We start from the raw sequence: 15,176 nt of genomic DNA on the forward strand, positions 1-15,176 counted from the left end.
AATCTCACGATTCAGGGGCTTTTTTGTTTATCCGGGCTGGCCACTTTACCTGTGGCGAGGGAGCTTGCTCCCGCTGGGTCGCGCAGCGGCCCCATTTATAAAAGCGGGCCTGCTGCGCAGTTCAGCGGGAGCAAGCTCCCTCGCCACAAAGGTCGCGCTGCCGAAAACAACCGACGACAGATCGTTCGGATTTCCGAACGCGACCTCCCGGTCAATTCGGATAACCGGATCAGCCTCAGCCAAAAACACCGACACAAAACTTTAATCACCTTATAAATCAAGCCATTAGCCACTATCGACTGGTCTGGCACGACTCATGCTCTACACTCTCTCGACGAATGCCTGCTGTGCCAACACTTCAGGAGCCGTCAGGCATTCGAAGCACAAAAGGGCCGACGAACTGGCTCCATAAAAAAAACAATTCGAGGAAAATTTGATGCGCATCGTTCCCCATATCCTGGGCGCAGCCATTGCGGCCGCTCTGATCAGCACGCCAGTTTTCGCCGCCGAACTCACCGGCACCCTGAAGAAGATCAACGATTCCGGCACCGTCACCCTCGCTCACCGCGACAGTTCCATCCCGTTTTCCTACATCGCGGATGCTTCCGGTAAACCCGTTGGCTACTCCCACGATATTCAGTTGGCCATCGTTGAAGCCCTGAAAAAAGACCTGAACAAGCCAGACCTGCAGGTCAAATACAACCTGGTGACCTCGCAAACCCGTATCCCGCTGATCCAGAACGGCACCGCGGATATCGAGTGTGGTTCCACCACCAACAACGCCGAGCGCGCCCAGCAAGTCGACTTCACCGTCAACATCTTCGAAATCGGCACCCGTCTGCTGGTCAAGAAAGACAAGGATGGCAACCCGTCCTACAAAGACTTCGCCGACCTCAAAGGCAAAAACGTCGTGACCACCGCCGGCACCACGTCCGAGCGCATCATCAAAGCGATGAACGCCGACAAGCAGATGGGCATGAACATCATCTCCGCCAAGGACCACGGTGAATCCTTCAACATGCTGGAAAGCGGCCGCGCCGTTGCCTTCATGATGGACGACGCCCTGCTGGCCGGTGAAGAAGCCAAGGCCAAGAAGCCGGCCGACTGGATCATCACCGGTACGCCGCAGTCGTTCGAAGCCTACGCGTGCATGGTTCGCAAGGACGACCCGGCCTTCAAGAAGGCTGTGGATGACGCCATTGTCGGCCTGTTCAAGTCCGGCGAGATCAACAAGATCTACAGCAAGTGGTTCGAGAGCCCGATTCCACCAAAAGGCCTGAACCTGAACTTCCCGATGAGCGACAAGGTAAAAGATCTGATCGCCAACCCGAGCGACAAGCCGGCGCCTGACGTAAAAATCTGATTCCTGACTAACCTTATCACCTGAGGGAGCCATCCTCCCTCAGGCGTCTGTTACCTGCTGGTTTTACAGTGGAACACTCGACCTGGCGGTTTTCGAGCCGATCGCGTGTGCCCGGCGTTCAACGTCGGACGGGAAAGGATCTTCCCCAAGCGGGTGCTTGTACATCGATCGATTTCGAGGGGAGACCCTAATGAATTACAACTGGGACTGGGGCGTGTTCTTCAAGTCCACCGGCGTTGGCAGCGAGACTTATCTCGACTGGTACATCGCCGGCCTGGGCTGGACCATTGCCATCGCCATCGTGGCATGGATCATCGCCTTGCTGCTGGGCTCCATTCTGGGGGTCATGCGCACGGTGCCGAACCGCCTCGTATCGGGCATCGCGACCTGCTACGTCGAACTGTTTCGCAACGTGCCGCTGCTGGTGCAGCTGTTCATCTGGTACTTTCTGGTGCCCGACCTGCTGCCGCAAAACCTGCAGGACTGGTACAAGCAGGATCTGAACCCGACCACCTCGGCCTACCTGAGTGTCGTCATCTGCCTGGGTCTGTTCACCGCTGCCCGGGTCTGCGAGCAAGTGCGCACCGGCATCCAGGCGCTGCCACGCGGCCAGGAATCCGCCGCCCGCGCCATGGGCTTCAAGCTGCCGCAGATCTACTGGAACGTGCTGCTGCCGCAGGCCTACCGCATCATCATTCCGCCGCTGACCTCGGAATTCCTCAACGTGTTCAAGAACTCCTCCGTGGCGTCCTTGATCGGCCTGATGGAACTGCTGGCGCAAACCAAACAGACCGCCGAGTTCTCGGCCAACCTGTTTGAAGCCTTCACCTTGGCCACGCTGATCTACTTCACCCTGAACATGAGCCTGATGCTGCTGATGCGCATGGTCGAGAAGAAAGTTGCAGTGCCCGGCCTGATCTCCGTGGGGGGTAAATAATGGACTTCGATTTCAGCGGCATCATCCCCGCGATCCCGGGCCTGTGGAACGGCATGGTCATGACCTTGCAGTTGATGGTCATGGGCGTGGTCGGCGGCATCGTGCTGGGGACGATCCTCGCGCTGATGCGCCTGTCATCCAGCAAACTGCTGTCGCGCGTGGCCGGCGCCTATGTGAACTACTTCCGCTCGATCCCGCTGCTGCTGGTGATCACCTGGTTCTACCTGGCGGTGCCGTTCGTGCTGCGCTGGATCACTGGCGAAGACACGCCGATCGGTGCGTTCACCTCCTGCGTCGTGGCCTTCATGATGTTCGAAGCCGCGTACTTCTGTGAGATCGTCCGGGCCGGCGTGCAGTCGATCCCCAAAGGCCAGATGGCCGCCGCGCAAGCGATGGGCATGACCTATGGCCAGACCATGCGTCTGATCATCCTGCCCCAGGCGTTCCGCAAGATGACCCCGTTGCTGCTGCAACAGTCGATCATCCTGTTCCAGGACACCTCGCTGGTCTACACCGTGGGCCTGGTGGACTTCCTCAACTCCGCCCGCTCCAGCGGCGACATCATCGGTCGCTCCAACGAGTTCCTGATCTTTGCCGGTGTCGTCTACTTCATCATCAGCTTTTCCGCCTCGCTGCTGGTCAAGCGTCTGCAAAAAAGGTTTGCCGTATGATCTCCATCAAGAATATCAACAAGTGGTATGGCGACTTCCAGGTGCTGACTGATTGCAGCACCGAGGTCAAGAAAGGCGAAGTGATCGTGGTCTGCGGCCCATCGGGGTCGGGCAAGTCGACCCTGATCAAGTGCGTCAACGCGCTGGAGCCGTTCCAGAAAGGCGACATCGTTGTCGACGGCACCTCGATTGCCGACTCCAAGACCAACCTGCCGAAACTGCGTTCGCGCGTCGGTATGGTGTTCCAGCACTTCGAGCTGTTCCCGCACCTGACCATCACCGAGAACCTGACCATCGCGCAGATCAAGGTGCTGGGCCGCAGCAAGGAAGAGGCGACCAAGAAAGGTCTGCAACTGCTGGAACGCGTTGGCCTGTCGGCGCATGCGCACAAGCACCCGGGGCAACTGTCCGGCGGTCAGCAGCAGCGTGTGGCGATTGCCCGCGCACTGGCCATGGACCCGATCGTCATGCTGTTCGACGAACCGACCTCGGCGCTCGACCCGGAAATGGTCAACGAAGTGCTCGACGTGATGGTGCAACTGGCCCAGGAAGGCATGACCATGATGTGCGTGACTCACGAAATGGGCTTCGCGCGCAAAGTGGCTGACCGGGTGATTTTCATGGACGCCGGCAAGATCATCGAAGACTGCAAGAAAGAAGAGTTCTTTGGCGACATCAGCCAACGCTCCGAACGCGCGCAGCACTTCCTCGAGAAAATCCTGCAGCACTAAAAGCAACACCGATTTGCCCTTGTGGCGAGGGAGCTTGCTCCCGCTGGGTCGCGCAGCGGCCCCAAAACCTGCCAATGCGATCGATCTGAAACACCGCATTGAATGGATTTACGACTGCTTCGCAGCCGAGCGGGAGCAAGCTCCCTCGCCACAGGTTCCAGGCTCGACCAAACCAGTGCGTCGTCCGCGGCAGCGCTGGTTGACCCAAGGCAACTGTGATGAAATGCGACCCCAATCTCTATCGCGCAGCGCCGCCATCACTTGCCGTGAAGCCCCGTCTGATTCGCCATCTGTTCCTGCCGCCGCTGATCATCATCCTGATGATCGGACTGGGTTACATCGGCTTCTGGACCAGTGAGCATTTCGGCATCCGCAGCCTCAGCGAAAATGGCCAGCGTCAGCTCGAACTGCACGCGCGCACGGTCGAAAGCGAGATCAGCAAATACACCTACCTGCCCAGCCTGCTGGAACTGGAAACCAGTGTCCCGCAACTGCTGGCCGACCCGACCCCGGAACACCGGCAAACGGTCAATGCATACCTTGAAGGCCTGAACCGGCGCAGCCGCAGTCGGGCCATCTACGTGATGGACACCACCGGCCGCGTCATGGCCACCAGCAACTGGCGCGACGTCGACAGTTATCTGGGTGAAGACCTGTCCTTTCGCGCCTATTTCCAGAACGCCGTGCGCGGCGAGCCCGGACGTTTCTACGGGATCGGCAGCACCAGCGGCGAACCCGGTTACTACCTCGCCCATGGCCTGGAAGAACACGGCAAGATCATCGGCGTCGCCGTGGTCAAGGTGCGCCTCGAAGCGCTGGAAGAACGCTGGCAGCGCGCACGCCTGGAAGCCTTCGTCAGCGACGAGAACGGCATCATCATTCTCTCCAGCGATCCGGCACGGCGCCTGAAATCGGTGGTGCCGCTGAGCGATGAAACCAAAGAGAAGCTCGCCCGCAGCCTGCAGTATTACTGGTTCCCGCTCAACGAACTGCAACCGCTGGCCCGCGAAACCCTGGCCGACGGTGTGGAGAAACTGACCTTCCCGGCCAACAGCGAATTGAGCGCCGATGACGACAGCATCAGCTACCTGGCGCAGACCCGGCCGCTGAGCGACACGCCATGGAATTTCACCCTGCTCACACCGTTGCAGGACTTGCGTCGTGAAGCGGTCAATCAGGCAATCCTGGTGGCGGTGGCTTTCGCGCTGGTGGCATTCCTGCTGATCGCCTGGAACGAGCGGCGCAAGGTCATCGCCACCCGCCTCGCCGCCCGCGAAGCCTTGCAGGAAGCCAACAATCAGCTGGAGCGGCGGATCACCGAACGCACCGGCGACCTGCGCGCCAGCAACGAACGGCTGAAGAGCCAGATCCGCGAGCGCCGCCAGGCCGAAGAGACCCTGCGTCGCGCTCAGGACGAACTGGTGCAGGCCGGCAAACTCGCGGCCATCGGCCAGATGTCGACCAGCATCGCCCACGAACTGAACCAGCCGCTGGCGGCGATGCGCACCCTGTCCGGCAACACCATTCGCTTTCTGGAACGCGGCCAGCTCGACGTCGCCAGCACCAACCTCAAGACCATCAACGACCTGATCGACCGCATGGGCCGGATCACCGCCAGCCTGCGCTCGTTCGCCCGCCGTGGCGATGACAAGGGCCAGGCCAGCCTCGGCAAAGCGGTGGACGCGGCCCTGCAAGTGCTCGGTGCCCGGGTCGAGAGCGCGTCACTGCAACTGCATCGGCAATTTCTCGACGTGCAGGTGCAGATCGACCAGACCCGCCTCGAACAGATTCTGGTCAACCTGATCGGCAACGCCCTCGACGCCATGCAAGCGCAACCTTCGCCGCAGCTGTGGCTGGAAGGCGAAGAGTTCAACGGCAAATATCGCCTGCGGGTGCGCGACAACGGTCACGGCGTCGATGCCGAAACACGCAAGCATCTGTTCGAGCCGTTCTTCACCACCAAACCCGGTGAACAGGGTCTGGGCCTCGGGCTGACCCTTTCCGCCAGCCTCGCGGCCGCCACCGGCGGGCACCTGGGTGTCGAACACCCGGCCAGCGGTGGCACCACCTTCGTCCTCAGTTTACCGTTGGTAAGCCCTACTCCTGCCGAGCCAATATGAACCACGACCTTAGTGTGCTGATCGTCGAAGACGACCCCCATGTGCTGCTCGGCTGCCAACAGGCGCTGACCCTGGAAGACATTCCCTGCATCGGCGTCGGCAGTGCCGAAGAAGCGCTGGAGCGGGTCGGCGACAACTTTGCCGGGATCGTCATCAGCGACATTCGCCTGCCCGGCATCGATGGCCTGGAACTGCTGACGCGCCTCAAGGCGCGCGACCGCAGTTTGCCGGTGGTGCTGATCACCGGTCATGGCGACATCTCCATGGCGGTCGGCGCGATGCAGAAAGGCGCCTACGATTTCATGGAGAAACCGTTCTCGCCGGAGCGCCTGGTGGACGTCGCTCGTCGCGCGCTGGAGCAACGCAGCCTGGCTCGGGAAGTGTCTTCGCTGCGGCGGCAACTGGCCGAGCGCGATTCTCTCGAAGGCCGAATCATCGGTCGTTCACCCGCCATGCAGAACCTGCGCGAGTTGATCGCCAACGTCGCCGACACTTCGGCCAACGTGCTGATCGAAGGCGAGACCGGCACCGGCAAGGAACTGGTCGCCCGCTGCCTGCACGACTTCAGCCGCCGCCACAGCAAGCAGTTCGTCGCGCTGAACTGCGGCGGCCTGCCGGAAAACCTCTTCGAAAGCGAGATCTTCGGCCACGAGGCCAACGCCTTCACCGGCGCCGGCAAACGGCGCATCGGCAAGATCGAACACGCCGACGGCGGCACACTGTTCCTCGATGAAGTGGAAAGCATGCCCCTGCCGATGCAGATCAAGCTGTTACGGGTATTGCAGGAACGCACCCTCGAACGCCTCGGTTCAAACCAGAGCGTGGCGGTGGATTGCCGGGTGATTGCCGCGACCAAATCCGACCTCGACGAAGCGAGCAAGGCCGGTGAGTTCCGCAGCGACTTGTACTACCGCCTCAACGTGGTGACCCTGGAACTGCCGCCACTGCGCGAGCGCCGTGAAGACATCCTGCAACTGTTCGAGCACTTCAGCCAGCAGTCGGCGCTGCGTTTCGACCGGGTGTTGCCGGAGCTGGACAACCAGACCCTGTCGAACCTGATGAGCCACGACTGGCCGGGCAACGTGCGCGAACTGCGTAACGTCGCCGAGCGCTTTGCCCTCGGTCTGCCGGCCTTCAAGAAATCCGGCGCCAGCGGCGGCGGTCAGGGTCTGGCATTTGCCGAAGCAGTGGAAGCGTTCGAACGCAACCTGCTCAATGACGCCTTGCAACGCAGCGGCGGCAACCTGACCCAGGCCAGTCTGGAACTGGGCATGGCCAAGACCACGCTGTTCGACAAAGTGAAAAAATACGGGTTGAGCCACTGATGGATCTGATACTCAAAGCGGCACTCGGCGCGGCGGTGGTGGTGATCCTCGCTGCGCTGTCGAAAACCAAAAACTACTACATCGCCGGGCTGGTACCGCTGTTTCCGACCTTTGCCCTGATCGCCCATTACATCGTCGGCAAGGGCCGCTCGATCGACGATCTGAAGGCGACGATTGTGTTCGGCATGTGGTCGATCATTCCGTACTTCATCTATCTGGCGACGCTGTACGTGATGGTTGACCGCATGCGCCTGGAGGCTTCACTGGCGGTGGCGGTGGTCGCGTGGCTGATCGCGGCGACCGTGCTGGTCACGGTCTGGGTACGCCTGCACAGCTGATCACAGCCTGGGCTTCACTCATGATCTGCCGGATCGCCCCGATACATCCGCCAGCTCTTTGAGTGACCGTGATGGCCTCTTCGCGAGCAAGCCCGCTCCCACATTTGAAATGCGCTCCCCTTGTGGGAGCGGGCTTGCTCGCGAAGAGGCCCGAATCAACACCGCCAAAACCTCGGCTATAACAGCTTGCCGCCTGCCACCGGTTCGATCTGCGCCCAGTGCGACGTGTCTTCACGATGCGCCTGCAAATACGGCAACACCGCCGCCAGCAAGGGTGCCTTGAACGCCTCCTGAAAGCGATGGGCCAACCCCGGAATCAGTTTCAACTGACTGCCGCGAATGTGCGCCGCCAGATGCACGCCGTGCATCACCGGCAACAGCGGATCGGCCGTGCCGTGCACCACCAGCGTCGGCACGCGCAATTGATTGAGCAAGGCCACCCGGCTCGGCTCGGCGAGAATCGCCATGATCTGCCGCTTCACGCCTTCAGGATTGAACGCCCGGTCGTAGGCCTCCGCCGCCTGATGCAGCAACGCCTGCCGGTCATCGGTCACCGCGGGGCTACCGAGCGCGGCCAGCAGATCGGCCTGCTGCTCCAGTGCCACCTCGCGATTCGGCGCGCCACGCCGGGCCAACAATTGCACCAGTGCAGCACTGGGCGCCGGCAAACCTTCGGCGCCGGAACTGGTCATGATCAGCGTCAGGCTCTCCACCCGTTGTGGCGCCATTGCCGCCAGATGCTGGGCGATCATCCCGCCCATGCTCGCGCCCAATACGTGAAACTGCTCGACGTGCAACGCGTCCATCAAGCCCAGCGCATCGTCGGCCATGTCCGTCAGCGAATAGGGCGCCGACACCGGCAAGCCGAGTTTGTAGCGCAGCACTTCAAAGGTCAGGTTGGCCTCGACCGGTGCCTGCCGCCAGGTCGACAGGCCGACATCGCGGTTGTCATAGCGGATCACTCGAAAACCCTGCTGACACAGCGCAACCACCACTTCGTCCGGCCAGTGGATCAACTGACCGCCCAGGCCCATGACCAGCAACAGCGCCGGATCCGAAGCACGGCCGATGCTCTGGTAGGCAATACTCACTTGTTGCAGATCGACATGCTCGGTCGGCACATTCACGTCGCAACGCCCCGCCGCGAACGCTGACGTACCGAATAAAAACGCGGCCAAAACGGCCGCGAGCGAAAAAAATCCCTTGATCATGAAAAACACCGAAACGCAGAACCCCAGTAGAGCGCGAGTCTGATGAAGTTTGTTCAAGCGCGCTGCCACAGTTGCGTGACAGTTTGATGAAGATTGCCGAGCGGTCATTTGTGCAGGCCGTTCAGCAGGCGGACACACTCTGTAAACAGAACACCGCAAAGCGATACTCGAGTACCGCACCCGCCTCCGACGGCTGACCTCTAATGGCTTGAAATCCGGCTCAGCCCGGCCTTTCAAGTCATTGGAATCCTTTCGTCATGTTCGACCTCCCCACCCCCGCCACGGTCGATTTCGGCCTGCCCCATTCGTTGCCGAAGAACCTCGATCAGAACCTCTACCAACAGGCCAGCGCGCGTCTGCGCGATTGTCATCGGCAGTGGCTGGAATTGATGGCGCAAGCCACACGCGACGACTGGGATCAGCGCGCAACCGGCACGCCGTTTTCGCGTAGGGATCAGGCGCTGCTTATCTATCGTCAGCACTTCGAGGCGAGCTGCCTGTATGCCCATGCACAAGGAACTCTGCAGGCTGCGCCCCTGCAGAGGCTGCTGACCAGCGTTGACCCGCAGACCATACGCAGCGACGTTGCCATCCGCCAGCCACGGCTCGCACGTCGTGATGAGAGCCAGCTCACCTTGCCCGGGGCGCTGCTGATTCGTCTCGACCCGACGCAACATTTACTGTATCTGCCCTCGCACGACCCGGCACTGCAGCTGTTCAGCCAACACGCCGATCTGCAGGACTGGCTGTTCAGCCATTGCCGGCAGAGCGGGCAATACTCACAGCTGGAGGCGGTGACGCTGGTCGAGCCGGTGCTCGGTCAGGATCCGCTGCGCCTCAACCTGCAAATGCTGTTCACGGCTTCAGCGTCGACGAGCGATTTCCACAAGCTGATCGGCGCACCGTCCGAACATTCGATCGACGCATTGCCTGCCTCCGACGACGTCGCGCTGTTCGGTCTGCTGAGTCCGGGCATTCCTTTCAACCAGCGCAGTCGGGCGCTTGACGTTGAGCAGCGGGCCCTCGAACGCTTGCTCGGCGATACCGCTGCGGCAGAGCTGAACAACCCGCAACGGCAACAACTGGCGCAGCATTTCGACGCGCTGAGTGAAGCCCGGCAAGCCAGCCACGCTGCGGCATCAGCACTGCTCGAAAGCCGCAATCCGCTGAAAATGCTCGAGCTGCGCCATGCCACGAACGTCCATCACCACGCCCTGCTTCAGGCCCGTGTCGCCGGGCTGCGCGCCGAGGTCGAACTGCAAAGGGCGCTGGATCAACTGACCGTCGAGGAGCATCGGCGAATCATCGCGATGCTGGACGCACCGGGGCGCCACTTGCCGACGACGGACGGCGTTATCGCCCGCCTATCGCTGGCGGCGGCAGACCAGAACAATACCGCCGTCGAGGAGCTGCATGGCGTACTGATCATAGCGACGACCGCCGCACTGGAGCCTGAGTCGAGCGACAGCCTGCTGCTTTACTGGCCGGGTGAGTTCGGCGGGCTGCAACGTTTTACTTCACGTACAGCGCTGGAACAGGACCTGTTCAAACGCTCGCCGAACGACGGCGGGCTGACCCTGTACCTGACGCCGCTCACGGGGGACCCTCTGGCCTGGTCCCTTGATCGACAGCTTTATGAATGCGAACAACAGGCCGCGCAGATCCTGCTTGACAACCCGCTGCCCGGCCGTGCCGACCAACGCCGGGCCGAGATGGAAAAGCTGCGCGAACAACACCTGCCGCGCCTGACCGTAGCGGTCGCGCAGGCCCGCGAACAGGCATTTACCGAACGTCAGGCGCAAGACCGCAGCGCAGCGCTGGCCGGCAACCTGCCTGCATGGTTTGAAAAGCTGGACGACGCGCCACGTGCACGGATCAAAACGCTGATCAGCCAGTACCTCGGCGCCATGCAACGCGCTCATGCGTTGCTCGAACGGGAATTACCGCCGCGTCAGGCCTTCGCCGAACAGCGCATCGACGCCCGCTTGCGCGCAGACTTCGCGCTCAAACAAAGCGTGAGCGTGAGCCTCGATCTGCCCGACTCGACTTTCTGGCAAAAGACCGTGATGGAAGGCGCCGCGCCTGGCACACCGCAACGCAATATTCTGACCGCGAGCGACAAGCGCGGCGAGCTCACCCTTGAACAACTGGCACAGGAAAACATCGATCAGGACATGGAGTGGCGCCTGTCCTTCATGCGGGCCAGGATCAGCGCCGAGAACGCCACTGATCGACAGCGCCTCGAAGCCGGGATCACCCCGGTCTATTTGCGCATACTGGTAACGGAGCTGGATCTGCCCGGACGTTACGAAGAACTGATTCGCCAGACGTTTTTCGGCGCACCGGGAGAACCGGCGTTTCAGCAGGCCTGGCGCCGTGAATGCCTGAGCGAACCGTGGCGGCTGATGCTCCGGTTGCAAGGTGAATTCGCCCTGCTGCAACGGCACATCGACAGTGCCGGCCATGCCGTGCTGAAGGTCGCCATCGATGCGACTACACCTCAGGCGTATGCCGTTAATGGACAACGCATCGCGCTGCTGCCGGTGCACCTGACGGTCGGTGGAGAGGACACCGCGCATCAGGGGCCGAGCACGCTCGCGGGTGTCACGTTCATTGTCGAGCAAACCAGTGGCCTGACCCTGCTCTACTTGCCCGACAGCACCGACGCGATCTTCCTGCGTCAGTACGAAACACTGGAACAGGCGCGGGTGGATCTGTTCAAGCGTTGTGTGGACAGCAAAATGGTCAGCTACCTGGCCGGACGCGCGGTGAGCGGCGAGTTTGCCAGCCATGTCAGCCGGATCAACCAGGCACAACTGCGCAATTTCGATGCGCTGATCGGCGTCGGGACGGCCTGGCCGGCGACCACATCGCTGGCCACTCATTTACTGAACGTGCACATGGGCCGGTTGCTGGAGGCCCATCGCAGCAGTTCACGTTCCAACGATGCGTTGTATCTCGAACGCTGTGCACTGAAGTCCGGGGCGTTGTTCAACTATCTGAAAATGGCTATCGGCATGTTGCCGTTCGTGGGCGCGGCCGTGGCCCTGTATGACGCCTGGAACAGTGCCAATCTGGCGGTCGCGGCGTTCTTGCGCGGCGAGCTCGGACATGGTCTGGCGGAGGTGGAAGCGGTGCTGCTGTCGCTGATCGACGCGGCAATGGATGTGCTTCCCGGAACCGTCTCGGCCCCAGCAGCCGCACGTCTGGCCAGCCGCCAGCGGCAACGCGCGACATTGGGCAGATCCGCCGCGATGCCGACATCCTGGCAATGGGCCAGGCAGTCGCTTGAGCGTTTCAAGGGTTACGAGTACGAATTCGACATCTCCCTCGCCGGCCTGCAACCGGCCACCCACGGTGTCTATCGCAACGTCTACCGCCACGCCGATGGCGACTTCATCGTTCGTCAGGGCCGCATCTATCGGGTTCAGCTCAGCGATGCGCCACGCGGCTGGAGGCTTTACGGCACATGGATGCGCAGCTACAAACAACCGATCGCCCTCGACGAAAACGGCCAGTGGAACACCCACTACGCGGTGTACGGCACCGTGCTGGACGGTGGCGGTGCAGGCGGCGGCGCTGTGCTCGGACATCTTGCCGACGGCATGGACCCGCTCTGGCCCGCGCCAATTCGCCAGTGGTTGCCGCGCTGGTGGACCGATCGGCAACTGCGCCGGCAATTGACCCTGACCAACACCGCCGACGCCTATACCCGGCGCCTTGATACCCAGACACGTGCTTCCAACCAGTTGCTGGAGAACTACCAGAAACTCGACGTTGCCCAGCGCAAGCCACTACACACAACAGTCGACGCAGCATGCCTGAATGACATCGACCTCGCGATCGCCCAATACGACAACCTTGCCGAACTGTTGCCCCTGAGCCATGGCCGCAAGCGTCTGCAGATCGAAGACATCCGCAGCCGCTGTGCCTGGATCGTGGTCGACCGCGCCGTACAGCGCGTCACCGTCGCCCGCGACCGCTTGCTGGAACACCTGAACCGGATCGACGCGCTGGTCGCCGAGTCCGATGCCACCCCCTTCGACAATACAGCGACCCATATAAAACTCATGGCCCGGCGCAAGCAGGTACGCAAGGATTTCCTCAAGGAGTTCGATCAACTGCACGCGATCACCGAGCAGGCCAACCTGTGGAACAACCGCATCAGCAAACAAGCGCAGAAAGTCCGGATGGCGAAAGACATGACCGCGCTTAATCGCAACCTTGGCGATAACACGCACCACTACCTGAGGACTGCGCATCTGCTGGAAATCATTACCCGCTACGACGCGGTCACCGACCTGTCTTGGGTGTATTTTCATACCCAACTCAAAGACGCCCGGGTCAAGGTCGGGCGCGCGCTCCTGACCCAGCATCACCTGCCAGAAGTCAGCGCCAGCCTGGTCGAGCGCAAACAGGTAATCGAGGATTGCCTGCAGATCTACGCCGGTTTCCGTCGTCAGCTCAACGCCTGGACGCTGGGTTATGCGCAGCATCTGGATCTGGAACAGGTCGGGCCATTCCTTGATGGCCTGACCAAGGTCGAAGCACACGCGCGGCACTCGATCAAACAGCGCCCGCCGATCAGACCGAGAGAGCCGGGCGGCAAGCAACTGTTCGAAACCGAGGACAACCAATTGCTGATCGGTACCGAAAGCATTGACGCCGGCACCCGGGAAAAACGCTTCACCGTCGAAGGCATCGACGGTTTCCGCGAAACCTGGCTGCCGCGCTCCAGCGGCAAATATCATCTGCAAGCCCGCCCCGCACCCGCCGCAACAGCGCTGCCGACCGATGTTCAACCATTGCTCGCGGAAGCGCGAAAACGTCTGGAGGCGGTTGCGGCCTACAGCGCCAAGGTGCAGGGCTACACCCGTCAGGACATGTTGCCGGTGGATCTGGAACACATGTTCAGCAGCGAAGCGACCGAGCTGAGCACCCGCGCCCAGGCCATCGAACGGCTGTCGCCGAGCGAACCGCTGGTGCTGCAGTTGCACGCCATGGCCGATGAACTGCGACGTAGCGGTCGTACCCTGCGCATTGATCAGTCACTGCGCAGCAAGACACCCACCGAAGGCTATCTGGATTATTTGCTGCAACAGCAAGTGGTGGAGATTCGCAAGGAAGGAGCGCTGCGGGCACTGGGCAAACGCGCTGACGGACGCAAGGATTTCCTTCAGGAATACCAGGTGCGCGACCTCACCCGCACGCCCCCGCGCACGTTGTGGTATGCGCACTTTCACTACACCTCGGACAAGGTGCCGTTCGCCGACTTCGTCAAAGCGCATCTGAAATTGCCGGAGCAACGCAATCTCGGTTTGCAATGGCAGCAGGCCCAGGCTGCCGGCGGCACACAGGTCGAGACGATCTGGCGCGGCGACATCGGCAAACCGCTGGGCATCCAGCACTTCGCTGATCTCTAGAGCAAAACCGGCGGGGCACTGACTGTGCCCCGCTGCTGTTTGAGCGGTCGACAGCGCCTTCAACATGAGACAAACTCACCGTCTTCGAATTTGTCACAAATTTTCCTCATGGGGCCAGCCGTGCTTGAAATCCGTCATCTGAAAACCCTGCACGCCCTGCGCGAGGCCGACAGTCTGGTCGATGCCGCCGACCGCCTGCACCTGACCCAATCGGCGCTGTCGCACCAGTTCAAGGAACTGGAGGAACGCTTGGGTATGCCATTGTTCGTGCGCAAGACCAAACCGGTGCGCTTCACCAGCGCCGGCCTGCGCCTGCTGCAACTGGCAGATGCGACCCTGCCACTGCTGCGCGCCGCCGAACGTGACATCAGTCGTCTGGCCGGTGGCACCGCCGGACGCCTGCACATGGCGATCGAATGCCACAGCTGTTTCCAGTGGCTGATGCCGACCATCGACCAGTTCCGCGACGCCTGGCCGGAAGTCGAACTCGACCTCGCCTCGGGCTTCGCCTTCGCCCCGTTGCCGGCACTGGCCCGCGGCGATCTGGACCTGGTGGTGACTTCCGATCCGCTGGACATCGCCGGCATCACTTACGTGCCGCTGTTCACTTACGAAGCGATGCTCGCGGTGGCCAACCAGCACCCGCTGGCGAGCAAACCGTACATCGTTCCCGAAGACCTGCTGACTGAAACGCTGATCACCTACCCGGTGGAACGCGATCGGCTGGACATCTTCACCCGCTTCCTCGAACCGGCCGACATCGAACCGGCGCAGGTGCGCACCTCGGAGCTGTCGGTGATGATGATGCAACTGGTCGCCAGCGGCCGTGGCGTCTGCGGCATGCCGCACTGGGCGCTGCACGAATACAGCTCGCGCGGTTACGTGAAGGCCAAGCGGCTGGGAGAGAAAGGTCTGTTTGCCACGCTGTACGCGGCGATCCGCGCCGACATGCTCGATGCACCGTACATGCGCGATTTCCTGCTGACGGCCAAGGACACTTCCTTCTCGACGCTGGATGGGGTCAGCGCGGTTCGCTGAACTGCATTGTGGGAGCGGG

At 61.6% G+C, this 15,176-nt stretch carries 10 protein-coding genes; 9 read left to right on the plus strand and 1 reads right to left on the minus strand.

The genetic code is table 11. The features are described 5' to 3' along the window. Nucleotides 1-436 precede the first annotated feature (436 nt). The 7 genes from AC1RBR_RS21460 to AC1RBR_RS21490 all read left to right on the plus strand — a co-directional run bounded on the left by AC1RBR_RS21460 (nucleotide 437) and on the right by AC1RBR_RS21490 (nucleotide 7,485). Nucleotides 437-1,363 carry a glutamate/aspartate ABC transporter substrate-binding protein gene (locus AC1RBR_RS21460; RefSeq protein WP_095136944.1) on the plus strand — a complete coding sequence of 309 codons (927 nt, stop codon included), beginning with the start codon at nucleotides 437-439 and terminating at the stop codon, nucleotides 1,361-1,363. A gap of 190 nt (nucleotides 1,364-1,553) precedes the next feature. Continuing rightward, the gene (locus AC1RBR_RS21465; RefSeq protein ID WP_095136943.1) at nucleotides 1,554-2,300 is read left to right on the plus strand and encodes an amino acid ABC transporter permease; all 747 of its coding nucleotides are present in this window, start codon (nucleotides 1,554-1,556) and stop codon (nucleotides 2,298-2,300) included. After that, a complete protein-coding gene (locus AC1RBR_RS21470; protein WP_003227756.1) occupies nucleotides 2,300-2,971 on the plus strand; it encodes an amino acid ABC transporter permease in 672 nt (223 codons plus the stop codon). The genes AC1RBR_RS21465 and AC1RBR_RS21470 overlap by 1 nt, the downstream gene beginning before the upstream one ends. Beyond that, complete coding sequence (locus tag AC1RBR_RS21475) at nucleotides 2,968-3,702, plus strand: amino acid ABC transporter ATP-binding protein (protein ID WP_480403870.1); 735 nt, start codon at nucleotides 2,968-2,970, stop codon at nucleotides 3,700-3,702. Before AC1RBR_RS21470 ends, AC1RBR_RS21475 begins: the two co-directional genes overlap by 4 nt. A 218-nt stretch (nucleotides 3,703-3,920) precedes the next feature. After that, nucleotides 3,921-5,822, plus strand: coding sequence for a two-component sensor histidine kinase AauS (aauS, locus tag AC1RBR_RS21480; protein ID WP_492566510.1), 1,902 nt, complete (start codon nucleotides 3,921-3,923; stop codon nucleotides 5,820-5,822). Next, nucleotides 5,819-7,147, plus strand: coding sequence for a two-component response regulator AauR (gene aauR, locus AC1RBR_RS21485; RefSeq protein ID WP_492566511.1), 1,329 nt, complete (start codon nucleotides 5,819-5,821; stop codon nucleotides 7,145-7,147). The genes aauS and aauR overlap by 4 nt, the downstream gene beginning before the upstream one ends. A gap of 8 nt (nucleotides 7,148-7,155) precedes the next feature. Next, complete coding sequence (locus AC1RBR_RS21490; protein WP_177439989.1) at nucleotides 7,156-7,485, plus strand: GlpM family protein; 330 nt, start codon at nucleotides 7,156-7,158, stop codon at nucleotides 7,483-7,485. Between the two features lie 176 nt (nucleotides 7,486-7,661). On the opposite strand, the gene AC1RBR_RS21495 is transcribed toward AC1RBR_RS21490, so the two are convergent. Beyond that, nucleotides 7,662-8,696, minus strand: coding sequence for an alpha/beta fold hydrolase (locus AC1RBR_RS21495; protein WP_492566513.1), 1,035 nt, complete (start codon nucleotides 8,694-8,696; stop codon nucleotides 7,662-7,664). 257 nt (nucleotides 8,697-8,953) lie between these two features. Here AC1RBR_RS21495 and AC1RBR_RS21500 point away from each other — a divergent pair, with 257 nt between their 5' ends. Further along, nucleotides 8,954-14,119, plus strand: a complete 5,166-nt coding sequence (locus tag AC1RBR_RS21500; protein WP_492566514.1) for a dermonecrotic toxin domain-containing protein — start codon at nucleotides 8,954-8,956, stop codon at nucleotides 14,117-14,119. A 120-nt stretch (nucleotides 14,120-14,239) separates the two neighbouring features. After that, complete coding sequence (metR, locus tag AC1RBR_RS21505; RefSeq protein WP_007968856.1) at nucleotides 14,240-15,157, plus strand: transcriptional regulator MetR; 918 nt, start codon at nucleotides 14,240-14,242, stop codon at nucleotides 15,155-15,157. The last annotated feature ends 19 nt before the right edge of the window (nucleotides 15,158-15,176 follow it).

This window comes from Pseudomonas sp. GW823-FHT01D03, assembly GCF_058798255.1.